The sequence below is a fragment of the Streptomyces sp. NPDC059524 genome, assembly GCF_042749255.1.
GTDB classification, from domain to species: domain Bacteria; phylum Actinomycetota; class Actinomycetes; order Streptomycetales; family Streptomycetaceae; genus Streptomyces; species Streptomyces xanthii.
Window position 1 is genome coordinate 1 of the sequence record NZ_JBHYTK010000125.1, and the last position, 25,012, is coordinate 25,012.

28 protein-coding genes are annotated in these 25,012 nt (G+C 72.3%); 12 read left to right on the top strand and 16 right to left on the bottom strand.

Annotated elements, in window-relative coordinates; genetic code table 11:
• Nucleotides 1-138: 138 nt before the first annotated feature.
• Nucleotides 139-705 carry an ABC transporter substrate-binding protein gene (locus ACFW9D_RS28375; RefSeq protein ID WP_384626365.1) on the bottom strand — a complete coding sequence of 189 codons (567 nt, stop codon included), beginning with the start codon at nt 703-705 and terminating at the stop codon, nt 139-141.
• Between the two features lie 193 nt (nt 706-898).
• On the opposite strand from ACFW9D_RS28375, the gene dtd reads away from it, so the two are divergent.
• The gene (gene dtd / locus ACFW9D_RS28380) at nt 899-1,324 is read left to right on the top strand and encodes a D-aminoacyl-tRNA deacylase (protein WP_188337723.1); all 426 of its coding nucleotides are present in this window, start codon (nt 899-901) and stop codon (nt 1,322-1,324) included.
• Between the two features lie 2 nt (nt 1,325-1,326).
• On the opposite strand, the gene ACFW9D_RS28385 is transcribed toward dtd, so the two are convergent.
• From ACFW9D_RS28385 to ACFW9D_RS28445, 13 genes are all read right to left on the bottom strand, one after another.
• On the bottom strand, nt 1,327-2,307 hold the full coding sequence (locus tag ACFW9D_RS28385; RefSeq protein WP_188337724.1) for a folate-binding protein YgfZ: 981 nt from the start codon (nt 2,305-2,307) through the stop codon (nt 1,327-1,329).
• Between the two features lie 34 nt (nt 2,308-2,341).
• On the bottom strand, nt 2,342-2,797 hold the full coding sequence (locus ACFW9D_RS28390) for a Fur family transcriptional regulator (RefSeq protein ID WP_188337725.1): 456 nt from the start codon (nt 2,795-2,797) through the stop codon (nt 2,342-2,344).
• A gap of 40 nt (nt 2,798-2,837) precedes the next feature.
• Nucleotides 2,838-3,410: an FABP family protein gene (locus tag ACFW9D_RS28395; RefSeq protein ID WP_188337726.1), complete on the bottom strand. Its 573-nt coding sequence runs from the start codon at nt 3,408-3,410 to the stop codon at nt 2,838-2,840.
• A 238-nt stretch (nt 3,411-3,648) separates the two neighbouring features.
• Nucleotides 3,649-4,524, bottom strand: a complete 876-nt coding sequence (locus tag ACFW9D_RS28400; RefSeq protein ID WP_384626369.1) for a hypothetical protein — start codon at nt 4,522-4,524, stop codon at nt 3,649-3,651.
• The gene (locus tag ACFW9D_RS28405) at nt 4,521-5,306 is read right to left on the bottom strand and encodes a hypothetical protein (RefSeq protein ID WP_384626371.1); all 786 of its coding nucleotides are present in this window, start codon (nt 5,304-5,306) and stop codon (nt 4,521-4,523) included. Before ACFW9D_RS28405 ends, ACFW9D_RS28400 begins: the two co-directional genes overlap by 4 nt.
• On the bottom strand, nt 5,303-6,082 hold the full coding sequence (locus tag ACFW9D_RS28410; protein ID WP_384626374.1) for a hypothetical protein: 780 nt from the start codon (nt 6,080-6,082) through the stop codon (nt 5,303-5,305). The genes ACFW9D_RS28405 and ACFW9D_RS28410 overlap by 4 nt, the downstream gene beginning before the upstream one ends.
• A 140-nt stretch (nt 6,083-6,222) precedes the next feature.
• Nucleotides 6,223-6,483, bottom strand: a complete 261-nt coding sequence (locus ACFW9D_RS28415; RefSeq protein ID WP_384626377.1) for a DUF3099 domain-containing protein — start codon at nt 6,481-6,483, stop codon at nt 6,223-6,225.
• A 144-nt stretch (nt 6,484-6,627) separates the two neighbouring features.
• Nucleotides 6,628-6,915 (bottom strand): DUF1416 domain-containing protein, encoded by a 288-nt coding sequence (locus ACFW9D_RS28420; RefSeq protein WP_030784848.1) that lies wholly within the window; start codon nt 6,913-6,915, stop codon nt 6,628-6,630.
• Between the two features lie 31 nt (nt 6,916-6,946).
• The gene (locus ACFW9D_RS28425; RefSeq protein WP_188337731.1) at nt 6,947-7,792 is read right to left on the bottom strand and encodes a sulfurtransferase; all 846 of its coding nucleotides are present in this window, start codon (nt 7,790-7,792) and stop codon (nt 6,947-6,949) included.
• Between the two features lie 448 nt (nt 7,793-8,240).
• The gene (locus ACFW9D_RS28430) at nt 8,241-8,969 is read right to left on the bottom strand and encodes a DUF2993 domain-containing protein (protein ID WP_188337732.1); all 729 of its coding nucleotides are present in this window, start codon (nt 8,967-8,969) and stop codon (nt 8,241-8,243) included.
• Between the two features lie 177 nt (nt 8,970-9,146).
• Complete coding sequence (locus ACFW9D_RS28435) at nt 9,147-10,367, bottom strand: hypothetical protein (protein WP_384626381.1); 1,221 nt, start codon at nt 10,365-10,367, stop codon at nt 9,147-9,149.
• A 5-nt stretch (nt 10,368-10,372) separates the two neighbouring features.
• Nucleotides 10,373-10,627 carry a MoaD/ThiS family protein gene (locus tag ACFW9D_RS28440; protein ID WP_384626383.1) on the bottom strand — a complete coding sequence of 85 codons (255 nt, stop codon included), beginning with the start codon at nt 10,625-10,627 and terminating at the stop codon, nt 10,373-10,375.
• 42 nt (nt 10,628-10,669) lie between these two features.
• Entirely contained in the window at nt 10,670-11,503 is an 834-nt protein-coding gene (locus ACFW9D_RS28445) for an alpha/beta hydrolase (RefSeq protein WP_384626385.1), read from the bottom strand.
• 255 nt (nt 11,504-11,758) lie between these two features.
• Between ACFW9D_RS28445 and ACFW9D_RS28450 the strand changes: the two genes are divergently transcribed.
• From ACFW9D_RS28450 to ACFW9D_RS28475, 6 genes are all read left to right on the top strand, one after another.
• Entirely contained in the window at nt 11,759-12,511 is a 753-nt protein-coding gene (locus tag ACFW9D_RS28450) for a response regulator transcription factor (RefSeq protein WP_188337736.1), read from the top strand.
• Between the two features lie 53 nt (nt 12,512-12,564).
• Nucleotides 12,565-13,587 carry a LacI family DNA-binding transcriptional regulator gene (locus ACFW9D_RS28455; RefSeq protein ID WP_384626389.1) on the top strand — a complete coding sequence of 341 codons (1,023 nt, stop codon included), beginning with the start codon at nt 12,565-12,567 and terminating at the stop codon, nt 13,585-13,587.
• A 134-nt stretch (nt 13,588-13,721) separates the two neighbouring features.
• On the top strand, nt 13,722-14,750 hold the full coding sequence (locus tag ACFW9D_RS28460; RefSeq protein WP_384626392.1) for a S1C family serine protease: 1,029 nt from the start codon (nt 13,722-13,724) through the stop codon (nt 14,748-14,750).
• 32 nt (nt 14,751-14,782) lie between these two features.
• Nucleotides 14,783-15,034 (top strand): hypothetical protein, encoded by a 252-nt coding sequence (locus ACFW9D_RS28465; RefSeq protein ID WP_384626394.1) that lies wholly within the window; start codon nt 14,783-14,785, stop codon nt 15,032-15,034.
• 46 nt (nt 15,035-15,080) lie between these two features.
• Nucleotides 15,081-15,812: a response regulator transcription factor gene (locus ACFW9D_RS28470; protein ID WP_188337740.1), complete on the top strand. Its 732-nt coding sequence runs from the start codon at nt 15,081-15,083 to the stop codon at nt 15,810-15,812.
• Nucleotides 15,809-17,230: a sensor histidine kinase gene (locus tag ACFW9D_RS28475; RefSeq protein ID WP_384626397.1), complete on the top strand. Its 1,422-nt coding sequence runs from the start codon at nt 15,809-15,811 to the stop codon at nt 17,228-17,230. The genes ACFW9D_RS28470 and ACFW9D_RS28475 overlap by 4 nt, the downstream gene beginning before the upstream one ends.
• Before the next feature lie 4 nt (nt 17,231-17,234).
• On the opposite strand, the gene ACFW9D_RS28480 is transcribed toward ACFW9D_RS28475, so the two are convergent.
• Nucleotides 17,235-18,503: a DUF2993 domain-containing protein gene (locus ACFW9D_RS28480; RefSeq protein WP_188337742.1), complete on the bottom strand. Its 1,269-nt coding sequence runs from the start codon at nt 18,501-18,503 to the stop codon at nt 17,235-17,237.
• Nucleotides 18,504-18,621: 118 nt separating this feature from the next.
• A complete protein-coding gene (locus ACFW9D_RS28485) occupies nt 18,622-20,427 on the bottom strand; it encodes a bifunctional UDP-sugar hydrolase/5'-nucleotidase (protein WP_188337743.1) in 1,806 nt (601 codons plus the stop codon).
• A 153-nt stretch (nt 20,428-20,580) separates the two neighbouring features.
• On the opposite strand from ACFW9D_RS28485, the gene mshD reads away from it, so the two are divergent.
• The 5 genes from mshD (at nt 20,581) to ACFW9D_RS28510 (ending at nt 24,873) form a co-directional block, all read left to right on the top strand.
• Entirely contained in the window at nt 20,581-21,516 is a 936-nt protein-coding gene (gene mshD / locus ACFW9D_RS28490) for a mycothiol synthase (RefSeq protein ID WP_188337744.1), read from the top strand.
• Between the two features lie 117 nt (nt 21,517-21,633).
• Nucleotides 21,634-22,056 carry a GntR family transcriptional regulator gene (locus tag ACFW9D_RS28495; protein ID WP_188337745.1) on the top strand — a complete coding sequence of 141 codons (423 nt, stop codon included), beginning with the start codon at nt 21,634-21,636 and terminating at the stop codon, nt 22,054-22,056.
• Complete coding sequence (locus ACFW9D_RS28500) at nt 22,053-22,955, top strand: ABC transporter ATP-binding protein (protein WP_188337746.1); 903 nt, start codon at nt 22,053-22,055, stop codon at nt 22,953-22,955. Before ACFW9D_RS28495 ends, ACFW9D_RS28500 begins: the two co-directional genes overlap by 4 nt.
• Nucleotides 22,952-23,923: a hypothetical protein gene (locus tag ACFW9D_RS28505; protein WP_384626402.1), complete on the top strand. Its 972-nt coding sequence runs from the start codon at nt 22,952-22,954 to the stop codon at nt 23,921-23,923. Before ACFW9D_RS28500 ends, ACFW9D_RS28505 begins: the two co-directional genes overlap by 4 nt.
• Nucleotides 23,920-24,873, top strand: a complete 954-nt coding sequence (locus ACFW9D_RS28510) for an ABC transporter permease (protein ID WP_384626405.1) — start codon at nt 23,920-23,922, stop codon at nt 24,871-24,873. The genes ACFW9D_RS28505 and ACFW9D_RS28510 overlap by 4 nt, the downstream gene beginning before the upstream one ends.
• The last annotated feature ends 139 nt before the right edge of the window (nt 24,874-25,012 follow it).

A 25,012-nucleotide genomic window follows, 5' to 3' on the forward strand; every position in this document is an offset into this window, starting at 1 on the left:
CTGGAGATGCGCACTTCGTGCGCCATCTCCATCGGGCGGTCACCTGTCGGGGAAATGCGACGCGAAGCGTCTGCATTTCAGGGGCGCGGGGAACTGCGCGGCCAGCCCCCACCGGCCCGCGGACCGCGACGCGAGAGCTCAGCCCCCGAGGAGATCGGAGACCCGCGCCTCACCCTCCCGGTAGCGACGCGCGATCTCACCGCTGCAGTCGTCGGCGACCCGCTGCAGGACCTGCCGGCGCCGCGACACCTGCTGCTCGAACCGGACGAGCCGCCCCAGCCCCGCATCCAGCTCCGCATCCGTCCGCGCCCCGAGATCCGACAGCTCGACCTCCGCGAGCATCCCCTCGGCCAGCGACCGGAACTCCTCGCTGTGCGGCGTGCCCAGCGTGACGTGCCGGGCCGAGGAGCGCTGCCCCGTCGGCTGGTCCCGCAGGATCTCGGAGAGCCGGTCCACGACCGGGGACTCCGGGTCGTGGCGCCGGGCCAGCTCGGCCCGCAGGATGTCGATCCGGCCCTGCAGCAGCCGCCGTACGTACGACAGGTCGGCCTCGTCGCGCTGGGAGTCGCGCCGCACCGCCCGCAGTTCGGCGAGGCTCAGCGCGGGCAGGTCGGGTGCGGGGGCGGCGGGCAGCGCGGGGCTGTCGACGCGCTGCACCGGCGTCCGGGAGAGACCGGGAAGCCCCGTGCTCGGCGTGTGGTTCATGGGATGCGCGTGCGTATCCATGGGCTGTGTACCGTCCCCTCGACCGGACCGACGCCGTGCGCCCCTGGCGCACCACGTGGAAGCATCGTGCCACTCCGGGTGGCCGCTTCGCGCGCGTTGCCCCATATAGGCCCCGGATGGGGGGTTCGGGAGGGCGCCCGAACGGGTAGGCGCGGCACGGCATGATGACCGTATGCGTGCAGTGGTGCAGAGAGTGGACGGCGCGAGCGTCGTCGTGGGAGACGAGACGGTCGGCGAGATCAAGGGCGAGGGCCTGTGCGTCCTCGTCGGGGTCACGCACGAGGACACGAAGGAGAAGGCGGCCCAGCTGGCCCGCAAGCTCTGGTCGATCCGGATGCTCGGCGACGAGAAGTCGTGCAGCGACATCGACGCGCCGCTGCTGGTGATCAGCCAGTTCACGCTCTACGGGGACGCCCGCAAGGGCCGCCGGCCCACCTGGAACGCGGCGGCGCCCGGCCCGGTCGCCGAGCCGCTGGTCGACGAGGTCGTGGCGCAGCTGCGGGCGCTGGGCGCGACCGTGGCGACGGGCCGGTTCGGGGCGCAGATGCGGGTGTCCCTGACGAACGACGGCCCGTTCACCGTCCTGCTGGAGATGTAGGGCTACGGCTCGACGACGACTTCCTGGGCGGCGGCCGTGGTCTCCGCGATCAGCTCCGCGTCGACCGGCACGTTCCGCTTCACCAGGGCGAGGGCGATGGGGCCCAGTTCGTGGTGGCGGGCCGAGGTGGTGACGAAGCCGATCTTCCGGCCCTCGGGGCCGTCCGCCGCGAGCCGTACCTCGGCGCCGTGCGGCGGCAGGTGCACCTCGCTGCCGTCGAGGTGCAGGAAGACGAGGCGCCGCGGCGGCTTGCCCAGGTTCTGGACGCGGGCGACGGTCTCCTGCCCCCGGTAGCAGCCCTTCTGGAGGTGGACGGCGGAACCGATCCAGCCCAGCTCGTGCGGGATGGTGCGGTGGTCGGTCTCCAGGCCGAGCCGGGGCCGGTGCTGCTCGACGCGCAGCGCCTCGTAGGCGAGCAGGCCGACCGCCGGGCCGTTCTGCTCCGCGTACGACTCCAGGTCGGCGCGCGGCAGGAACAGGTCGCGGCCGTACGCCGTCTCGCGCACCGCCACCCCGTCCGGCACCGGGGCGATGGAGCCGGCGGGCAGGTGGACGACGGCGAACTCGTCGGTGCGGTCGGCGACCTCGACCCGGTAGAAGAACTTCATCGACTCCAGGTATGCGAGGAGCTCCTCGCGCGTGCCGGGCTCGATGTGCGCCCAGGTCGTCGTGCCGTCGTCGACGAGGTAGAGGGCGTGCTCGATGTGTCCGTTCGCGGACAGGATCAGGGCCTCGGTGGCCTGGCCCGGGGGCAGGTCGCTGACGTGCTGGGTGAGCAGCAGGTGCAGCCAGCTCAGCCGGTCCTCGCCGGTCACGGTGAGGACGCCGCGGTGCGAGAGGTCGACGACGCCCCGGCCGTCGGCGAGGGCCCGCTGCTCGCGGAACAGATCGCCGTAGTGGGCGGCGACACCTTCGTCCCGGCCCTCGCCGGGAACGGCGCCGGGCAGGGTCAGCAGGGGGCTGCTCGTGGAATGTCGCTGCATGGTCACACAGACTACGACGACGGCCCGGACCCGCTTATTCCTGCGGGTCCTCCCCCGGATCCGGGGCGGAGGCGCGGGCCGCGCAGTCCCGGCAGCGGCCGAAGATCGCGAAGTGCTTCAGGTCGGTGTCGAAGCCGTGCTCGGCGCGCAGCTTCGCGGTGAAGTCCTGGGCCGCGTCGACGTCGACCTCGATCACGTTCGTACAGTCGCGGCACACGAGGTGGATGTGGTGGTGGCGGTCGGCCAGGTGATAGGTGGGGGCGCCGTGCCCGAGGTGGGCGTGGCTGACCAGGCCGAGCTCCTCCAGGAGCTCCAGGGTCCGGTAGACCGTCGAGATGTTGATCCCCGACGCCGTCCTGCGCACTTCGCACAGGATGTCGTCGGGGGTCGCGTGCTCCAGGGTGTCGACGGCTTCGAGGACAAGCTGACGCTGCGGCGTCAGCCGGTAGCCGCGCTGCCTCAGGTCGCTCTTCCAGTCGGTGCTCACCACACCGCCGAGTGTAAGACCTGGCCCGAAAGACCCGGAGGTCCTACTTGAAGAAGGCGATGCCGTCGTCGGGCATGTCCGGGAGGTTGCGCGCCATCTCGGCGACGTCCTCCGGCGAGACGACCTTCTTGAGCTGGGCCGACATGTAGGGGCGCAGCGGGACCTCGGGGGTCTGCTTCTCGCCGACCCACATCAGGTCGCTCTTCACGTAGCCGTACAGACGCTTGCCGCCGCTGTACGGGCCGGAGGCCGCCGTGCGGGCCACCGCGTCCGTGGCCAGGTCGATCTGCGGCTTCTTGTCGGCCAGCTCGCCGTACCAGACCTCGACGACGCCGTCGTCGCGGACCATCACGACCTCGACCTTGCGGTCCTTGTCGATCCGCCAGAAGCCGGACTCGGACTCGAGCGGCTTCACCTTGTTGCCGTCCTGGTCGAGGATCCAGGTGTGCGAGTGGTACTCGAGGAAGTCCCGCCCGTCGTGGGTGAAGCTGACCTCCTGGCCGAAATTGGCCTTCTCGGCGCCGGGGAAGTCGGTCACACCGGCTCCCGCCCAGTTGCCCAGGAGGAAGGCGAGCGGAACGAGCTCGGGGTTCAGGTCGGACGGGATCTCGATCATGATCTGGGGCTTTCCTCGAAGGGGGTCAGCGCTGGCCCTGGTACAGCTTCTTCACGGTCAGACCGGCGAAGGCGAGGACGCCCACGCAGACCAGGACGAGCAGAGCGGAGAAGAAGGCCTCAAGCACGGGTGCTCCTCGGTGAGCGGCACTAGCGGACTAGCGAACGTAAGCGGACAGAGCCGGACCCCACTCTATCCGTGCGGGGTCCGGCTCTCTCGGCGAGGTCGGGCTGCGCCGTCAGCCGAGCAGTTGGTTCTGCAGGGCGACGGTCTGGTGGAAGGGCACGGCCGGGGTGTGCCCGTCGTCCGACTGCACGACCAGGGCCATCACGTCACCGGCGTCGATGTACGCGAAGCGGACGCGCTCCTTTCCGTAGGGGCGCTGCTCGCCGAAGACCCGCAGATAGGTGAAGCGGACGGCGGTCGTGTTGTTCCTGAGCTCGTGGTCCGGGTCGACGCGCTCCACGCCGGCCGGGAGCGCCCCGTTGCTCGTGAGGTTCCTGCGGTAGTCGCGGGCGAAGGCGCCCGAGTTGAAGCGCAGCAGGTAGACACGGGTGCGGGTGCCGTCGGGCATGGTCCAGCCCCGGGCGGCGACATGGCGCAGGCCACCGTCCCTGAGTGCCTCCGCGAGCTCGCGGCGGTGTTCCTTGTCGTACTCCGCGAGGTACCTGTCGGTGTCGAGCCAGCCGTCGTGGCCGGTGAGCTTCCGGTCGGCGATGGCACCCTTCGGGGCGGGCAGCACCAGGGCGCGCAGGTCGGCGAAGTGCTCCTCGCGGAGGTTCCCCTCGGCGAACGGCGCGGGGGCGCCCTCGGGGAGCGGGGGCCGCTCGATCCTCGGGTACTCCCAGCGGCCGTCGCTCTCCGTGGCGAGTCCCGGCAGGTCGCCGCGGTCGCTCGCGATGACCCCGTAGGCGCTGCCGGCTCCGGCGGCGGCGAGGACGAGCACGGCGGCGGTCCAGCGCAGGACGGCGCGCAGGACCCGGCGGTCCTTCTTCTGGGCCGGCGCCTCGGGGCTCTCAGGGGTCGCGGGGTTCGTGGGCGCCGCGGGGTTCTCAGGCGCCTCGGGGTTCTCGGACGTCACGGAGTTCTCGGACGTCTCGGTGGGGTGGGTCATACGAATTCCCCCCGGGAGGAGATGTGGTCGAGCTGCCGGGCGAGGAGGTCGGCCACGGCCTTGGTGTCGAGGGACTTGGGGCCGTACGCGGTGACGGAGACCAGCAGGTCGTCCTCGTAGGCGCTGCAGGTCAGCAGGTCGAGGCCGTCCTTGCCCTCTCGGGGCGCGAGGAAGCAGTCCGCGTTGCGGTGGCCCTTGATCGCCGGGCCCTTCTTGAAGACGCCGAGGGCGCGCAGGAACCCGGACTGGAAGTCCTTCAGGTCCCGGCCCACCTGCCGGTTCCCGATCTCGGCCAGCCGGGTCTCGATGACGAGGTCGTCGTCCTCGGAGGCGTAACTGCGCATCGCGAGGCCCTTGAGCCTCAGCTTGTCGACAGCCTTGCGGCGGGCCTCGCGCTGGCGGGCCGGGAGGTCGTCCGAGCCGGCCTCGAAGCGGTCGACGGCGTCCTGGCCGGTGATCACGTGGTCGTTGCCGAACTCGTCGATGTCCGGCCCCGGTACGTATCCGTCGGGGACGGGCAGAAGGCGTTCGCGCAGGTCACCGCCGGGGTGGCGGCCGGCCTGCTGCTTGGGCTCCTTCGCGTCGCCCCACACGGTGGTGGCGGCGGTACGGTCGGCGTCCCGCACGGTGACCACGGTGAAGCCGACACCGCCCGCGACGGCGAGCAGCACGACACCGGCGACCAGGACGGTGGTCAGACGGCGGCGGCGAGGGGCGGCGGGCCGGTCCTGGGACCCGGGCTCCTGCGGCGCCTCGGGCTCCTGCGGCATCTCGTCACTCACAGGCGCTCCAACTGCCGCTCGGCCAGGTCCATGACCGTCTTCATACGGATGGGCCGGGTGTCGTAGATCTGAATGTCCATGGCGATGTCGCCGCGCACGGCGAGCGCGCGGGCCGAGTACATGGGTACGTAGCCGGGCTCGCTCTTCGCGTGGTCGGACACGAAGGCGCGCCCGTTGAAGCTGTGCGGGATCGGCTCGCCCGCGTTGCCCGCCCACTTGTCGCCCGGCATGTAGGCGAGCTGGCCGTCCAGGAAGGAGAGGGAGCCACGTTCCTCGGCGTCGCGGAACTGGACGAGCTGGACCGAGGTCGAGGCGTTGCCCTTCTCCCAGCCGGCGACGACGGCCCGGCGGAAGCCCTCGTCGGACAGCTCGCCGAACATCGGTCCCGGCTTCTCGAAGAAGTACTCGGCGAAGTCGTGCTGGTCGACCCAGCCCTGCTGCCCGTCCGACTTCCGGGTCCCGGCGGGGCGGGGCACGAGCAACCGCCGCAGGTCGCCGTCGGTACGCACCCGGTGGTCGGCGGACGCGGACAGCGGCTCGGGGGGCTTGCCGCCCTCGGCCTGGGTGATCCGAGGCTGGGCGAGCGGCGGCAGCGGGTCGGGGTCGCGCTCCGCCTGCACGGCGTAACCGGTGCAGACGCCGGCGACGGCGCCCAGGACGGCGGCGCCGGCGATCAGGGCGACGGTGCGTCGGGCGCGGCGGCGCGGTTTCTTCTCGGCGGCCGGGAGGGCGGGTGGCGCCCCGGGCTCGGCCGATGGTGCGAGTACGTCTTCCAACGGGTCCCCCCACGGAACTCGAGGCGCGGATTCCGTATCCGCGCGCACAGGAGACCCGCGACTACTCCTCGGGGTTGCCCGTCAGTCGATCACGAAACAGCCACGTTCCAGCAGCTCAGCGGGGCGGTTCAGGGGACGGTTCAGGGCCGGCGCTTCTTGCCGTCCAGTTCGTCCCACCACTCGTCGGACTTCTCGTCGCCGGACGGGTCGTCCCACCAGCGGTCGTCGGGACCGCGCCGGTTCGCGACCATGGCGGCGAAGGGCGGGATGACCATGGCGACCACGCACATGGCGACGGCGGCGGGCACCGACCAGAGCCGCACGACGCTCCAGGCCAGGACGAAGAGCGCGATACAGGCGCCCATCATGGCGAAGTAGACGTGCTTGCGCCGCGCGAGCATGTCTCCAGCGTAGATCGTGCGGAGGCCCAGGGCCCAGCCCCGAAAACACCGCCCCGCCCCGGGCGCGGGCATGCCGGAGGGCCGCACCCCTTACCAGTGGCGTCCAACCCCTGGGGTGCGGCCCTCAGGCCGTCAGGTGATCGCTCAGACGGCGATCGCGACCTCCGCGAGACCGCCGGTCTGCGCGACGACCGTGCGGTCGGCGGTGCCACCGGGGATCAGGGCGCGGACGGTCCAGGTGCCCTCGGCCGCGTAGAAGCGGAACTGGCCCGTGGCGGAGGTGGGGACCTCCGCGGTGAACTCGCCGGTCGAGTCGAGGAGACGGACGTAGCCCGTCACCGGCTCGCCGTCGCGGGTCACCTGGCCCTGGATGGTGGTCTCACCGGGCTTGATCGTCGAGGCGTCGGGGCCGCCGGCCTTCGCTCCACACATGTTGAACTCCTTGAGAGGTAAAGGCCGTTGGTTACTTGTTGGCGCCGAGCTCGATCGGCACGCCGACGAGGGAGCCGTACTCGGTCCACGAGCCGTCGTAGTTCTTGACGTTCTCGACGCCGAGCAGCTCGTGCAGCACGAACCAGGTCAGGGCCGAGCGCTCACCGATGCGGCAGTAGGCGATGGAGTCCTTCGCCAGGTCGACCTGCTCGGCGGCGTAGAGCTCCTTGAGCTCGTCGTCCGACTTGAACGTGCCGTCGTCGTTGGCGTTCTTCGACCACGGGATGTTGCGGGCGGACGGGACGTGGCCCGGACGCTGCGACTGCTCCTGCGGGAGGTGCGCCGGGGCGAGCAGCTTGCCGGAGAACTCGTCGGGCGAGCGCACGTCGACGAGGTTCTGGGTGCCGATCGCGGCCACGACGTCGTCGCGGAAGGCGCGGATCGAGGTGTCCTGGGCCTTGGCCTTGTACTGGGTGGCCGGGCGGTTCGGGACCTCGGAGCCGTCGACCAGGTCGCGGGAGTCGAGCTCCCACTTCTTGCGGCCGCCGTCGAGGAGCTTCACGTCCTGGTGACCGTAGAGCTTGAAGTACCAGTAGGCGTAGGAGGCGAACCAGTTGTTGTTGCCGCCGTAGAGGACGACGGTCGTGTCGTTGGCGATGCCCTTCTTCGACAGCAGCGCCTCGAAGCCGGCCTGGTCGATGAAGTCGCGGCGGACCGGGTCCTGGAGGTCGTCGGTCCAGTCGATGCGGATCGCGTTCTTGATGTGGTTCTTGTCGTACGCCGACGTGTCCTCGTCGACCTCGACGATCGCCACGTTCGCGTTGTCGAGGTTCGCCTCGACCCAGTCGGCGTCTACCAGGACGTCGCTGCGGCTCATGCTGTATTCCTCCGGGGCAGTTGCGGGGGCATGCGGAACGGGGGTGTGCGGGGGTGCACGGATGACCCCGAGTCGTCTCGAGGGGTCCGGGGGGAAAGCGGGAGGTCGGCGGCGTCGCCGCACGGCCCGCTCAGACGGTGCGACAGAGCATGGCGGCGACGCGGCACAGGTCCACTGCCCGCCGCTTCGTGAATTCCGCCTGTTGCATCATGCGTCCGATCGTAAGGACGCTCAGGGCCGCCTGTCACCGGTGTGTCGGATTATGAGACGGGATCATCCACTATCTGGGATGCGAAACGCCCCGGAGGCGCTCGCGCGGGCCTCCGGGGCGGGGACTCTTCCCTGCTCTTCTACTGTGCGGACGGCGCCGTCTCGTATCGCGGACGGGCGCCCGATTCCTGCCGGTTCGAACGGCTGTCCGGCCGGTTCCGGCCGGACACGGGCCGGGTCAGCCGATGAGCTTCAGGTCCGAGCCCTTCACGGTGATCTCGACGCCGTCCTTGACCGCCTCGACCTTGTCGAGCTCGATACCGGCGGGCAGGTCGTCGATCGCCTGCTGGAAGTCGGTCACGGCCCGCACCCGCCCCTCGGCCATGTCGAACGCGCCGACCTTCGGCAGGCTGTCCGCGCGGGCCGAGACCTTGCCGCCCTTGACCTGCACGGAGCTCATGACGGTCGGGTGGAGCGTGCCGAGCGGGGTCTTCACCGCGAGCAGGACCTTGATCTTGTCGCCGCCGCCGTAGGACAGGCCGTCGATCTTCGCGGTGATGCCGGGCGCGACCGGCGCCGGGTCCTGCTTGCGGACGGCCTTGAGCAGCTCGTCGTAGGAGACACGGGCGGTGCCCGTGGCGGAGTCGGCGGTGGCCGAGGTGTAGCCGCTGTCGAACGCCACGCCGTGCATCTCGGCGTTCAGGTCCGCGATACGGATGGTGCCGCTGCCGCTCTTCGCCTCGTAGTCCTTGATCCCGATCTCGACGTCGTCCAGGGAGCCGCCCGCGACCTGGGTGAGGAACGGGAAGCCGTTGATGGACACGCTCGGTGTGCTCGCCAGGCCCTCGCTGGTGCGCACCTTGTCGGCCGCCTCGTCCTCCGCCAGGTTCACCGCCACCCGGTCGGCGATCACGAAGAGGCCGCCGAGGATGACGACGATGATCAGCAGTATTCGCAGTGCGCGCATGGCCCGGAAGCTCCCCCATGGTCTGGCGTCCCCCGGCTGCCTTCTGTGTCCCCCGCGCCGGAAGTGGTTCCTGCCGCGAGCGTACGTGCCGGTAATGAGAAGACGGCGGGCTCCGGCCGACTTGTTCCCAACTTGTCGATCGGAGCCCGCCGCCGTGGTGCGCGGAAGGGAGCGCGGTCAGCCCAGGGCGCGGCCCAGCAGGTAGACGGCCGGGGCGGCCGCGGCCAGCGGGAGCGCGACGCCCGCCGTCATGTGCACGAACCGCGACGGGTAGTCGTACGAGGCGACCCGGTGACCGATCAGGGCGCAGACCCCGGCGTCGAGGCCGAGCAGCGCGCCGCCCGTGCCGAAGCCGGTCAGGGCACCCGCCAAGAGGCCGCCGCCGGCCGCGGCCGACAGGGCCACGACGACGGACGCGGGGGTGGGCAGCGGCAGGGCGCGGGCCACGACGGTCGCCGCGACGGCGATCCCGCCGACCGTCACCGCGTCCGGGAGGGCCGCGAGGTGACCGGCGGCGACGATCGCGAGGGCCGCCGAGACGACGGTCGCCATCAGGCCGTACATCCGCTCGTCCGGGTCGGCGTGCGAGCGGAGCTGGAGGACGAGGGTGAGCAGGACCCAGACGCCGAGGGTGCCGAGGATCGCGGCGGGGCCGTGCTCCCGTCCGGCCGCGAGGAGCGCGACGTCGGCGACGACACCGCCGAGGAAGGCGAGGGCGATGCCCTGTCGGGCGGGCCACATGCCGTTCAGCCGGAACCAGCCGGCGGCCGTGACGGCCTGGAGGATCAGGAGCGGCACGAGCAGCGCGTACTGGCCGACGGCGGCGCCGCCCGCGAGCAGCAGGCCGAGCGCGGCGGTGAGCCCGGCGGGCTGCATGCCGGGCTCGATGACCGGCGAGCGGCCCTCGGCGCGGGCGCGCTGGGCGTCGGTGACGCGGGTGTTGCCGGTGACGGTGGCGGGGCCGTAGGCGGGCTCACCGGCCGCGGACTGCGCGGACGCCGGCGCGGGCTCGGTCTGCGGCTGCGGCTGGGCCTGGGCGCGGACCGGCGGCAGGACCTCCGTCATCGGGTCCGGCTGCGGCTGCGCGTACGGCTGCGGCTGAGACTGCGCCTGCCCGTACGACTGCTGCTGCCCGTACGACTGCTGCTGAGGCTGCGCGTACGGCTGGGGCTGCGGCTGCTCCTGGTACTGCGGCTGCTGGGCCTGGGCGTGCTGCTGCCCGGCATCGTACTGCTGCGGCGGCAGGTACGGCTGCTGCGCGGGCTGCACCTGGGTGTCCCAGGTCTGGCCCTGCCACTGCTGGGTGGCGTCGGCGGCCTCGGGCTGCGGCGCGTACTGCTGCTGCCCGTACGGGTCGTACTGCTGGGGATGCTGCGGGTACTGCGGGTTGCTGCTCATCGGGGTCACCCTCCTGCGAACGGCGGGAGCACCTCGACCGTGCCGCCCTCGGCCAGCCGTACCGTCGCATGGTCCCGGGTGCCGACGGGGTTCCCGTCGACCAGGAACGAGGAACGCTGCAGGACACGCACCAGGTCCCCGGGGTGTCGCGTGCGGGCCCCGGCGAGCGCGTCGGCCAGGGTGTCGGCGTCGTACGGTTCCTCCGCGACTCCGGCGGCCGACTTGGCCGCCGCCCAGTAGCGGATCGTGCCCTCAGCCATGGGGACGGCTCCCTTCGTGTGTCCTGTGTTGCGGTCGGCGTCCTATTCTGCGGCACCCCCGGCACCGGCCTTCGCCGCCCAGTCACCGATCCGGGTGAGCAGCGCGTCGCTCGCCGCGTGCTCGGCGTGCCCCATGCCGGGCTCCAGCCACAGCTCGGCGCTGCCGCCGGACGCCTCGACCAGCATGCGCGGATGGTCGACGGGGAAGTACGGATCGCTGTCGCCGTGCACGACGAGCAGCGGGGTCGGCGCGAGCAGCGGCACCGACTCGACGGGCGAGAGCGGCACCGGGTCCCAGTCGCGGGGGTGGATCCGGGTGCGCAGCCCGAGGCGGCTCACCATCCGGCCCGTGGGACGGGTGACCGCCCAGTGGACGCGGCGCATCGGGGCGGTGCCCCGGTAGAACCAGCGGGCCGGGGCGCTCACCGCGACCACTCCGTCGGTGTGTGCCTCCGTGCGCCCCCGGTACATCGCCGCGTGCCGCAGCACCACGGAGCCGCCCATCGAGAAGCCGACCGTCACGACGCGCGTGTGCCCGAGCGAACGCGCCCACGCCACGGCCGCCGCCAGATCGAGCACCTCGCGGTCGCCGACCGTGGACCGCCCGCCGGACCGCCCGTGCCCCCGGAACGAGAACGTGATCACGGCCGCACGCTGGGCGAACACCGCTGCGGCGCGCCGCACGTGGGGCCGCTCCAGATCGCCGGTGAAGCCGTGCGCGACCACGATCGCGAGGTCGGTGCCGGGCGCCGGGCCGGGATGGTGGGAGGCGTCGATCACGACTGCGTCCTGTGTCCGCAGGGTCGCCCGACGTGACGGTTCAGTGACCGGACGCACAGAAGATCCGTCTTCGTCACCTGCCGGACGCCGATTCATGTGGGCTATTCTGCTGGACAGAGGACTCGGGCAATGCAGCCCCCGAGTCCTTTTGTGCGTTCTGGAGCGTTGTATACGAACGACGCTCATCACACCGGACGCGCACGGGCCCGGGGCGCGGGTCCGACCGAGTACGCAAGTACGCGCAGTACGAAGCAGTGCCGCAAACGTCCTCGCAGGGACCGAGGAGGAACCAGACGTTATGGGCGAGCGAACCGTGCACGAAGACAGGACGACCCGGGCGGGTGGAGCGCGATGAGCTCTCTGCTGCTCCTCACCAATGCCCTTCAGCCGTCGACGGAGGTGCTCCCCGCCCTCGGCCTGCTCCTGCACAACGTGCGGGTGGCTCCGGCGGAGGGCCCGGCCCTCGTCGACACCCCCGGCGCCGACGTGATCCTCATCGACGGGCGGCGTGACCTTCCGCAGGTCCGCAGCCTGTGCCAGCTTCTGCGCTCCACCGGACCCGGCTGTCCGCTGGTGCTCGTGGTGACCGAAGGCGGCCTCGCCGCCGTCACCGCCGACTGGGGCATCGACGACGTCCTGCTCGACACCGCGGGTCCCGCCGAGGTGGAGGCACGGCTGCGGCTCGCGATGGGCCGCCAGCAGATCGTCGCCGACGACTCCCCCATGGAGATCCGCAACGGCGACCTGTCCGTGGACGAGGCCACCTACAGCGCGAAGCTCAAGGGGCGGATCCTCGATCTCACCTTCAAGGAGTTCGAGCTCCTGAAGTACCTCGCGCAGCACCCGGGCCGGGTCTTCACCCGCGCCCAGCTGCTCCAGGAGGTGTGGGGCTACGACTACTTCGGCGGCACCCGCACGGTCGACGTGCACGTACGGCGGCTGCGGGCCAAGCTGGGCCCCGAGCACGAGTCCCTCATCGGCACCGTGCGGAACGTCGGCTACCGTTTCGTCACCCCGGAGAAGCCCGACAAGGCCGAGAAGCCGGCGAAGAAGAGCGAGCAGCCGGCGGAGCCGAAGGGCGAGCCGGTCCGGGCCGACTCCTAGGTTCGGGGCTTACGCCCTGCCCAGGAGAGGTTCCATCCGCGTAGACTCCGCGCGTGGCCAAGGTGACTCGGGACGACGTTGCGCGACTGGCGGGTACTTCGACCGCCGTCGTGTCCTACGTGATCAACAACGGACCCCGGCCGGTCGCCCCGGCCACGCGCGAGCGGGTGCTCGCCGCGATCAAGGAACTGGGGTACCGGCCCGACCGGGTCGCCCAGGCCATGGCGTCGCGGCGCACCGACCTCATAGGCATGATCGTGCCGGACTCGCGCCAGCCGTTCTTCGCGGAGATGGCGCACGCGGTGGAACAGGCCGCGTCCGAGCGCGGAAAGATGGTCCTGGTCGGCAACTCCGACTACGTGGCCGACCGTGAGGTGCACTATCTGCGGGCCTTCCTCGGCATGCGGGTCTCCGGCCTGATCCTCGTCAGCCACGGTCTCAACGATCTGGCGGCCAACGAGATCGAGGCGTGGGACGCCCGCGTCGTGCTGCTGCACGAGCGGCCCGAGGCGATCGACGACGTCGCCGTCGTCACCGACGACCTGGGCGGCGCCCAGCTCGCCACCCGCCACCTCCTGGAGCACGGCTACCCGTACGTGGCCTGCCTCGGCGGCACCGCCGAGACGCCCTCCGTCGGCGACCCCGTCTCCGACCACGTCGAGGGCTGGCGGCGCGCGATGGGCGAGGCCGGCCTGTCGACCGAGGGGCGGCTCTTCGAGGCCCCGTACAACCGCTACGACGCCTACCAGGTGGCGCTCGAGCTGCTCGCCGGTCCCGACCGGCCGCCGGCCATCTTCTGCTCCACCGACGACCAGGCCATCGGTGTGCTGCGGGCCGCGCGCGAGCTGCGCATCGACGTGCCGGGCGAGCTGGCCGTCGCCGGGTTCGACGACGTGAAGGAGGCGGGGCTCACCGATCCGCCGCTGACCACGGTCGCCTCGGACCGCTCGGCGATGGCGCGGGCCGCCGTCGACCTGGTGCTCGACGACTCGCTGCGGGTCGCGGGCTCGCGGCGCGAGCGGCTGAAGCTGTTCCCGTCCCGGCTGGTCGTGCGGCAGTCCTGCGGCTGCGAGTAGCCGCACGCCCCTGAAAGCCCGGGGCCGCCTTCCTGAAAGCCCGGGCCCGTCTTTATATCGGGCAAACAGGCTTCTGCCGGGACTCTCAGGGAGCACTCAGACAGCTCTCATGTCGGCGACGCACGCTGAGTGACATGACCGAGAGCTTCCGCCCCAGCGGCGAGTACCAGCACGAGTACCCCCAGGGCTCCTCCTACGGCGCCTACCCGCCCCCGCCGGCCCACGCGCCGGCCCCGGCGGCCCCCGAGGCCCCCGAGGCTCCCGAGGCGCCGAGGCGGAAGCGGCTGCGCGGCCCGGTCGGGCTGCTGGCGGCCGTGGCCGTCGCGGCGGCGGCCGTCGGCGGCGGCACCGCGTACGCCTTCCAGGAGCTGACCGGCAGCGACACCGCCGCCTCCAGCTCCACCAGCACCACCGTCGTGCCGAGCAGCCAGCGGGGCACCGTCGCCGGGGTCGCGCAGGCGGTCAGCCCCTCGATCGTCGAGGTCAACGCGGAGCTGAGCTCCGGCTCCTCGACCGGCTCGGGCGTCATCCTCACCAGCGACGGCGAGATCGTCACCAACAACCACGTCATCGCCGGGGCCTCCTCGGTGAAGGTGCGCACCAGTGACGGGAAGACGTACACGGCGGAGGTCGTCGGCACCGACGCGAAGAAGGACCTCGCGCTGATCAAGCTGAAGAACGCCTCCGGGCTCAAGGCCGCCACGCTCGGCGACTCCTCCGGCGTGAAGGTCGGCGACCAGGTCGTCGCGATCGGCTCCCCCGAGGGCCTGACCGGCACCGTCACCAGCGGCATCGTCTCCGCGCTCGACCGCGACGTCACCGTCTCCACCGACGAGGGACAGCAGCAGCAACAGCAGGGCGGCGGCGGGGACGGCGGCTGGCCCTTCGAGTTCGGCGGCCGGGAGTTCAACGGCGACACCGGCTCGTCCACGACCACGTACAAGGCGATCCAGACCGACGCCTCGCTCAACCCGGGCAACTCCGGCGGCGCGCTGATCGACATGAACGGCAACATCATCGGCATCAACTCGGCGATGTACTCCAGCGCCCAGGACGCCGGCTCCTCGTCGAGCGCCGGCAGTGTCGGCCTCGGCTTCGCGATCCCCGTCAACACCCTCAAGGCAGACCTCGACACCCTGCGCGCGGGCGGCACGAACAGCTGACCGCCGCGGCCCGTCCCCCGCAGGAGGACCCCATGGCTTTCCCCGTCCACCCGCACCCCGCGACCGCCCACGGCCCGGCGGACACCGGTCTCGCGCTCGCCGTCGCCGCCGTCCTGCACCCGCCGGCCGCCCGCCCCGCCGAGCTCGTCCCGTCCGTGGCCAGGCAGCAGGCCAAGGCACAGGCCACGAAGCAGTCCGCGGCTCGGGCGAAGACGCCCGCGAAGGCGCGGGCGAAGACCGCCCGCCGTGGCGCGCACACGGGGCGGGGGTCCGTGCGAGGCTGAAGGCCCGTCCGTACGCCCCGTTCTCACCGACAGGAAAACGCAGCCCATGAACCCCGCCGACGGCGACCGTGACGACCGGCACCGCATCCTCATCGTGGACGACGAGCCCGCGGTGCGGGAGGCGCTCCAGCGCTCCCTCGCCTTCGAGGGGTACGCCACCGAGGTCGCCGTGGACGGCGCGGACGCCCTGGAGAAGGCCGCCGCGTACCGGCCCGACCTCGTCGTCCTCGACATCCAGATGCCGCGCATGGACGGGCTGACCGCGGCCCGCCGGCTGCGCGCCACCGGTTCCACCACCCCGATCCTGATGCTGACCGCGCGCGACACGGTCGGCGACCGCGTCACCGGGCTCGACGCGGGCGCCGACGACTACCTGGTCAAGCCGTTCGAGCTCGACGAGCTGTTCGCACGCGTCCGGGCGCTGCTGCGGCGCAGCGGGTACGCGGCGGCCGGCGCCGCGGACGACTCCGACGTGCTGTCCTTCGCCGACCTGCGGATGGACCCGGCGACCCGTGAGGTGACCCGGGGCGAGCGGACCGTCGAACTGACCCGCACCGAGTTCACCCTCCTGGAGATGTTCCTGGCCCACCCGCGCCAGGTCCTGACCCGCGAGCAGATCCTCAAGGCCGTGTGGGGCTTCGACTTCGAGCCGTCCTCCAACTCCCTGGACGTGTACGTGATGTACCTGCGCCGCAAGACGGAGGCGGGCGGCGAGCCGCGGCTCGTGCACACGGTGCGGGGCGTGGGCTACGTGCTGCGGTCGGGCGGGGCCGAGTGAGCGGGTGGCCGCGCCGGCTGCGCGGGCTGCCCCTGCGGTCACGGCTCGCGCTGCTCGTCGCGGTCGCGGTCGCGGCGGCCGTCGCGGCGGTCGCGGTCACGTGCTGGTTCATGACGCGGGCCCAGCTCCAGTCGCAGATGGACTCCTCGCTGCGCGGGACCAAGGTCGACGACGGCTATGTGACCCAGCTGGCCGCCGCCTGCGTCGGCGGGCAGGTCGAGGCTCCGTCCCCGGTCGGCAACTACACGGTGCAGCTCGTGACGGCCTCGGGCCGCACCTGCACCGGCCCCGGCCAGACCCCGATCGCCGCCGAGCCGGCCGATGTCCGCGTGGCCTCCGGCCAGGACGACTTCGCCCTGCACACGGCCGAGAACGAGCACGGGCAGGCCCAGCGCGTCTACACCTACCGGCCCGGACCCAGCGTCGCGCGGCCGCTCCAGGACCGGTACGCCGTCTCCATCGCCCAGCCGCTCAGCGAGATCGACCGGCCGCTCACCTCGCTGGCCTGGATCCTGCTGCTCGTCGGCGGCATCGGCGTGCTCGGCGCGGGCGCCGCGGGCCTGTGGATCGCCCGTACGGGACTGCGGCCGGTCGACGAGCTGACGGACACCGTCGAGCACGTGGCCCGCACCGAGGACCTCACCGTCCGCATCCCCGTCGAGGGCGACGACGAGATCGCCCGGCTGTCCGCGTCCTTCAACTCCATGACCGCCTCGCTCGCCGCGTCCCGCGAACTGCAGCAGCAGCTCATCGCGGACGCCGGCCACGAGCTGCGCACCCCGCTGACCTCCCTGCGCACCAACATCGATCTGCTCACCCGCAGCGAGGAGACGGGCCGCGCGATCCCGCCCGAGGACCGCAGGGCGCTCCTCGCCTCGCTCAAGGCGCAGATGTCCGAACTCGCCGCGCTCATCGGTGACCTCCAGGAGCTGTCCCGCGGCGGGCTGACCGCCGACGACGCGCCGCTCAAGGTCGTCTCGCTGCACGACACCGTGCGCAGTGCCGTCGAACGGGCGCGGCTGCGCGGGCCCGAGCTCGTCGTGAGCGCGGACCTCGCCCCCTGGTACGTGCGGGCGGAACCGGCCGCGCTGGAGCGGGCGATCGTGAACCTGCTGGACAACGCCGTGAAGTTCAGCCCCGAGCGGGGCGCGGTCGAGGTCCGGCTGATGCGCGGGACGCTCACCGTGCGGGACCACGGGCCGGGCATCCCGGACGAGGAACTGCCGTACGTGTTCGACCGGTTCTGGCGCTCGCCGACGGCGCGGGCGCTGCCCGGTTCGGGGCTCGGGCTCTCGATCGTGGCGCGCACCGTGGAGGCGATCGGCGGCGAGGTGACGCTCGCGGCGGCGGACGGCGGCGGCACGGTCGCCACGGTCACGCTGCCGGGGGCGCCGACGCCGCCGCCCGAACTGCCGTAGCCGGTCAGCCCCCGACGCTGAGTCCGGCGCCGGACAGTTCGACGCGGATGCCGTCCTTCTCGACGGAGACGTCCCGCAGGCGTACGTAGCCGTGGTCGCGGGGCAGTTCCGGCAGCCGGAAGGCGAGGGAGAGCCGGTCCGCGAGGGCGGGGCGGGTGAGCCGGGAGAGGCTGTCCAGCAGCGACGGGTCGAGACCCACCTTCCGCAGCAGCCAGGGGTGGTCGAGCGCGATGTCGATCAGGTTCATGCGCATCAGCCGGTGCACGAAGCGGGGCGAGCCGGTGAGTTCGGCGAGCTCGGTGTCGCTGCGCAGGGCCGCGCGCACGGCCCGGTCGGGCACGCCGGCGCGGTGCATGAGCGCGGGGATGGACAGCAGCCGCCTGGCCTTGTCGGTCTCGGCGGTGACGCGGGCGACCGAGCGGCGGCTCAGGTGCAGGCCCTGGGAGGGCCCGGTGCCGGGCCGGTAGGTGGCGAGGTCTCCGATGCTCAGGCTCATGCCGTCGATGTCGGTGCTGATGCCGGTGGTGCCCAGGCGCCGGATGGTGGCGTCGGCCCGGACCTTCAGGTCGTGTCCGGCGACGGGCAGGGTGCCGCGGGCCAGGACCTTGTCGCGGCCGTGCCCGGTGAAGGTGACCTGGGAGGCCCCCAGTTCGCGGTTCATGTCGGCGAAGCTGAGCAGCACCTCGCCGTCCATGGCGTCGGCCTGCGCGCCGCTGATGCCGGTCAGGCCCTCGCCGCTGATCCGGACGTCGCGCACGGTCGCGGAGACCTCGGCGAGGGTGACGCGGTCGGCGGCGACGTCGGGGACGGTGACCTTCATCTCGTCGACGCGGCGGTCGGCGAGCTGGGTGAGGAAGGGGAAGCCCTCGATCTCCACCTCGGGGGCGGCCGTCAGCCTCATCTGCTGCTTGAGCTTCTGGGCGGCCTCGTGCTCGGCGTAGAGCAGGGCCCAGCGGTCGGCGAGCGTCAGGAAAGCGGCGAGGACGAGGACGGCGATGACGCCCTTCGCCGCGAGGGACAGGCCCGCGAAGCGGTTGCGGCGGCGGCTGCCGCGCCGGTGGTTGGGCGGCGACCACTCCTCGTCGTCGGGGTCGTCCGGCTCTTCGTGGAGGAACTCGTCGAGCGGGTTCCCGGCGAGGGCGGCGAGCTCGTCGTACGGGTTCGCGTACGCGCGCGTGTCCGGATCCGAGGGAACCGATTCCGTGTTCGGTCCATCAAAGGGGGTGCGGCCGTCGGATATGGGGTCGTCGGCTATGCGGTGGGGGGTACGCATCGGGTGATTCCACCACACACCCCCACCCTTCGCGCAAACAATCTTCACGACGCGCGAGTGGCCCACGGCGAAGAGCCGTGAGCCACTCGGACGTGCCCGAAGAAGCGCTGTGCCGCGCCTACTTGAGGATGGTGACGCGGTCCGCCTTCGGCGGGTCGATCGGCTTCTGCGCGGAGGAGTTCGCGGTCAGGTAGTCACCGAACGCCTTGAGGTCGTCGCCGCCGACGAGCGGGTTCTTGCCCTGGCCGAGCGCCGTGAAGCCGTCGCCGCCGCCCGCGAGGAACGAGTTCATCGCGACACGGTAAGTGGCGGCGGGGTCGATGGCCGCGCCGTTCAGCTTGACCGTGTCGACGAGGAGACGGGCCGCGCCGGTCTTCTTCATGTCGATCGTGTACGTGAGCCCGGAGGACGGCTGAAGGACCCTCGGCGAGGCCTCGTTCGAGCCGCTGACCTGCTGCTGGAGCGCCTCGACGACCTGTGCGCCGGTGAGGTCGACCAGATTGACCGTGTTGCTGAACGGCTGGACGGCGAAGGCCTCGCGGTAGGTCACGACGCCGTCGCCCTCGCTGCCGCTCGCCTTGTGGACGAGGTCGGAGCGGACGCCGCCGGCGTTCATCAGGGCCAGCGAGGTCTTCGGGTCCAGGGACTTGCCGTAGGCGAGCTGCGCGTCGGCGATCAGGTCACCGAGCGGCTCCTCCGGGGTCTTCGCGCCCCGGCCCAGGATGTCGGCGGAGATGTGGCCGACGGGACGGTTCGCGACCGGCGCGGCCAGCTTGTCCCAGCGGCCGATCAGCGAGGTCATGTCGGCGGCCTTGGGCTGGGTGCGGGCCACGACGTGGTTCGCGGACTTCACCGAGGTGCGCACGATGTCCCGGGTGCGGCGGTCGTAGGTCAGCGTGGTGTCCGTGTAGACCTTGCCGAACGAGGACGCGGAGGTGACCATGCGGGGCTTGCCGGACGGGTCCGGGATCGTGCACACGTAGGCCTGGTGGGTGTGGCCGGTGACGAGCGCGTCGACCTTCGGGGTGATGCCCTTGGCGATGTCGACGATCGGGCCGGAGATGCCGTCGCCGGCGCCCGGGGAGTCGCAGTCGTAGTTGTAGTCGCCCGAGGCCGGGGCACCGCCCTCGTGGATGAGCGCGACGATCGACTTCACGCCCTGCTTGTCGAGGATCTTCGCGTACTTGTCGACGGTCTCGATCTCGTCGTGGAACTTGAGGCCCTTGACGCCGTCGGCGGTCACGACGTTCGGCGTGCCCTCCAGGGTGACGCCGATGAAGCCGACCTTCACGCCCTTGTTCTTCCACACCCAGTAGGGCTTGAGGATGGGCTTGCCGGTCTTCTCGTCCGTGACGTTGGCGGCGAGGTAGGGGTAGTCGGCGCCCTCGAAGGTGCGGCCGTCCTCGTAGCAGCCGGCGTCGGGGTGGCAGCCGCCGTTCTGCAGCCGGGCCAGCTCCTTGGCGCCCTCGTCGAACTCGTGGTTGCCGACGCTGGTGACGTCGAGGTCCAGCTGGTTCATGGCCTCGACGGTGGGCTCGTCGTGGAACAGTCCGGACAGCAGCGGGCTGCCGCCGACGAGGTCGCCCGCGGCGGCGGTCACGCTGTAGGGGTGGCCCTGGCGCGCGGTGCGCAGCGACGAGGCGAGGTACTCGACGCCGCCCGCGTCGATCGCCTTGCTGGTCCCGTCCGCCTGCTTCTCGGTGACCTGTCCGGAGGAGCCGGCCGGGGGCTCCAGGTTGCCGTGGAAGTCGTTGAAGGAGAGCAGCTGGACGTCCTGGTAGCGGCCCTGGCCGTGCCGGTCGCGGTCCTGCTGCGTGGCTCCTGCGGGCAGCGCGGCGACCAGCGCGCCGGCGGTGGCGAGCGTGGCGGTCGCGGCGAGCGCCGCTCTGATCCGGCGGCCCGGCCGGTTCCTCTTCACGGGCATGTGTCCCCCCTGCGGGTGCGGTGTCCGCGGCGCTCCTGCGCGACGACGGTGACCCGGGGCAGCCTAGAGTCAACGCGCGTAGCGCAACAGGGGGTTGCAGGTTACGAGGCGGTTGCCCTTCTCCGGGGCGGGGCGGCCCGTACCCTCGTAGCCATGACCACGGACTCCGCAAACGCCAGCGATCCGGCCGTTCCGGGCCGATCCATCGACACCCTGTCAGCTCTGTCCGCCGGGCAGGCCGGCGAGGTCCTCGCGCTGCTCGCCGAGGCCGCCAGGACCGACGGCCAGCAGGCCGTGTCGGAGCAGGGGCGGCTCCAGCTGCGGGGCGGCGAGCGCGAGGGCGTGCGGCATCTGCTGCTGACCGTCGGCGGGGAGCTCGCGGGTTACGCGCAGCTCGAGGACACCGACCCGGTCGAGGCGCCGGCCGCCGAGCTGGTCGTGCACCCCGCGCACCGCGGGCACGGGCACGGGCGGGCGCTGGGCGCGGCGCTGCTCGCCGCGTCCGGGAAGCGGCTGCGGGTGTGGGCGCACGGCGGGCACAGCGCGGCGCGGCACCTCGCGCAGGTGCTCGGCCTGACGCTGTTCCGCGAACTGCGGCAGATGCGGCGTTCGTTGAGCGACCTGGCGCTGCCGGACCCGGTGCTGCCGGCGGGCGTGCGGATCCGTACGTTCGTGCCGGGGCAGGACGACGCGGCGTGGCTCGCGGTGAACGCGGCGGCGTTCGCGCACCACCCCGAGCAGGGCTCGCTGACCCAGCGCGATCTGGACGACCGCAAGGCGGAGCCGTGGTTCGACCCGGCGGGCTTCTTCCTGGCGTTCCAGGGCGACGAGCTGGTCGGCTTCCACTGGACGAAGGTGCACGCCGCGGAGCGGATCGGCGAGGTGTACGTGGTCGGCGTGGCGCCGGGGAACCAGGGCGGCGGGCTCGGCAAGGCGCTCACGACGACGGGGCTGCGGCACCTCGCGGCGGCCGGTCTGCCGACGGCGATGCTTTACGTCGACGCGGACAACAAGGCGGCGGTGAGCGTGTACGAGCGGCTCGGCTTCAGTACGTACGAGACGGATCTGATGTACCGCACAGAGTCCTGACCTGGGGTTTCACCCCGTAGCAAGGCCTGGAGGGGCCGGTGTCGCTTGACGCCGGCCCCTCTCTTGCATCACCCTTTCACTACTTGATTAGTGAAAGTAGTGAAAGGGGGGTACGACGTGGCAGGGGACACGGGGCCCGTCATCGAGTTCCGCATCGACCGCTCCAGCGGCGTCGCCACCTACCTGCAGATCGTCCACCAGACCGAGCAGGCCCTCCGCCTGGGCCTGCTGGAGCCCGGCGACAAGCTGCCCACCGCCCGCGAGGTCGTCGAGGCGACGGCCATCAACCCGAACACGGTGCTGAAGGCGTACCGCGAGCTGGAGCGCTCCGGACTCGTCGAAGCCCGCCGCGGCCTGGGCACGTTCGTCCGCAGATCACTGGGCTCGTCCCCCGCCGACTCGCCGCTGCGAGCCGAGCTGGAGGACTGGACGAGACGCGCGAAGGAGGCAGGGCTCGACCGCGAGGACGTGGCCGCCCTGTTCGGCAGCGCGCTGGACGCACACTTCCGCACCACGAGCAGCACCAAGGGGACAGCATGACCACGGCCATCGAGGCGACCGGCCTCGTCAAGCGCTACGGGCGGCGAGGCATCGCCGCCCTCGACCACTGCGCGTTCCGGCTCCCGGCCGGCCGCGTCAGCGCCCTGGTGGGACCCAACGGCGCCGGCAAGTCCACCCTGCTGGCCATCGCCGCCGGACTCCTGCGCCCCACCTCCGGCCGCGTCACCGTCCTCGGCGGCGCCCCCGGTGAGCACCGCGCCAAGGTCGCGTACCTGTCCCAGGACAAGCCCCTCTACCCCCAGCTGACGATCGCCGACACCCTGCGCCTGGGCGCCGAGCTCAACCCCGGCCGCTGGGACGCCCCGTACGCGGCGGGCATCGTCGCGCAGGGCGACCTCGACCCCAAGGCACGGGTCCGCTCGCTCTCCGGCGGCCAGCGCACCCGCGTCGCCCTCGCCCTGGCCCTCGGCAAGCGGCCCGAACTGATGCTGCTCGACGAGCCCATGGCCGACCTCGACCCGCTCGCCCGGCACGAGCTCATGGGCACCCTGATGGCCGACGCCGCCGAACACGGCACGACCGTCCTGATGTCCTCGCACATCGTCGCCGAGCTCTCCGACGCCTGCGACCACCTGCTCCTGCTGGGCGGCGGCCGCATCCGGCTCGGCGGCGGCATCGACGACCTCATCGGCGCCCACAGCCTCGTCACCGGCCGCGGCGACCTCACCGGCCACACCGTCGTCGAGTCCCGCGCCTCCGGCCGCGGCATCACCGCGCTGATCCGCCGCGACGGCGCGCTCGGCGCCGGCTGGGCCGTCCAGGAGCCCTCCCTGGAGGAACTACTCCTCGCCCACCTGCGCTCCCCCGACGCCCCGGCGCTGCTCACCCCGAGCACCGGCCCGGCCCCCGCCCCGCTGACCACGGAGGTGTCCGCGTGAGCGCCCCCGCCCTCGAGAAGGACACCCCGCGCGTCCGGCGCACCCTGCCCGGCCCCGACGGCCTCGTCTGGACGACCCTGCGCCTGCACCGCACCGCCCTGTGGGCCTGGACCGGATACGTCGCGATCAGCCTCGGCCTGCTGCTGTGGCTGTGGGGCCCGGGCTCCGGCGAGGCCCGGCGCGCCTTCGACTCCCTCGGCTACGAGGGCGCCTTCGAAGCCGCCCGCCACGACCTCGGCTGGGGCTTCTTCCTCACCTTCGACTCCCTCTTCTACGATCCGCTGACCTGGGCGCGCATCGCCGCGGTCGCCGTCTCCCTCTTCGCCGCCGGACCACTGATCGCGCGCGAACTGGAGTCGGGCACCGTCCAGTTGGCCTGGACGCAGTCCGTGTCCCCGGCCCGCTGGCTCGCCGCGAAGCTCGCGGTGCCCGCCCTGTCCGTCACGCTCGGCACCACCCTGATCGTCGTGCTGTACCGCCTGGTCTGGGACGACCGCAACCACCTGCTCGTCGCCGGCATCGGCCCGCGCGACCTCGCCTTCTCCGTCGGTCCCGCGACCGTCGCGAACGCCCTGTTCGGCCTCGCCCTCGGCGTCCTCGCCGCGCTCGTGCTGCGCCGCACCCTGCCCGCGCTCGCCGTCGCCGGCACCGGCACGTACCTGGCCGGCGCGTTCCGCGGCAACTCCTGGCCCTTCCAGGGCAGCCACCAGCAGCCCGAACTGCCCGTGCACAGCCGGGCCGTCACCTCCACCGGCGCCGAGATCCGCGACCCCGGCTGCACCACACAGGCCTGCCTGGACCGGCACGACATCACCGGCTTCACCCGCCACTACCTCCCCTCGCCCGACTACTGGCCCCGCCAGCTCGCCGAGACGGGCGTCCTCCTCGCCCTGACCGCCCTCGCCGTCGCCGCCGCCTTCCTCGTCCTGCGCCGGCACCAGCCCCGCCGCAAGGAGGCCTCCGCATGAGCGCCCTGACCTTCTCGCCCCGCACCGGCCTCACCTGGACGGTCCTCCGTCTCCACCGGGCCGCCCTGTGGCTCTGGGTCGCCTACGTCGCGCTCTGCGCGGGCGTGCAGCTGTGGCTCATCGGCCCCGGCACCTCCGGGCTCGGCATCGTCGGCCGCTGCGTCGCCGGAGTGGCCAACTCCTGCGTCGCCCAGGGCCCGACCGCGGGCGCCTACGGCTTCGCGACCCTCTCGGTCGACGTCACGCTCGCCGCGGTGCCGCTCGCCGCCGCGCTGTACACCGGCGCGCTCGTCCTCGGCCGCGAACTGGAGCGCGGGACCGCCCAGTTGGCCTGGGCCCAGTCCGTCACCCCGGTCCGCTGGCTCACCGCGAAGCTGGCCCTCCCGGCCCTGCTCCTCACCCTCGGCACCGGGCTCCTCGTCGCCCTGCGCCAGGCCGTCGTGGCGCGGGCCCCCGGCCTCACCGACAACCAGTGGTACGCCGCCGGCTCCTTCGACACCCTCGGCAGCGTCGCCGTCGCCCTGCCCTTGCTGGGGCTGGCCTGCGGGGCGCTCGGCGCGCTGCTGCACCGGCGGGCCCTGCCCGCGGCCGCGACCTCCGGAGTGCTGCTCCTCGTCCTCTCCACCCTCCTCGGACAGCTGCGCCCGCACCTGTGGAGCACCCGCACGGTCACCGGCTCCGTCGAGCAGGGCTACCGCTTCTTCGCCGGCGAGCTCACCGGTGAGGGTGCGATCACGGGCTCCGGGGCGCGGATCGACGACCCGATGTGCGTCGACGACCGCGGCTGCCTCACCGAGCACAACATCACGGGCTTCTACCGCGAGGGCCATCCCCCGGCCCATTTCTGGCCCATGCAGCTGATGGAGACGGGCGTCGTCCTGGCCCTGGTCTCGGCCCTGACCTACGCGGCGTTCTGGCTCCTGCGCCGCCGCGTCCCGTCTGCCCGGTAGCTGTCTCGTCGCGGGGTGCGGGTGCGTCGTGGCTGGTCGCGCAGTTCCCCGCGCCCCTGGAGATGCGCACTTCGTGCGCGATCTCCATCGGGGCGGCGCCCCATCGGGGAAATGCGGCGCGAAGCGCCTGCATTTCAGG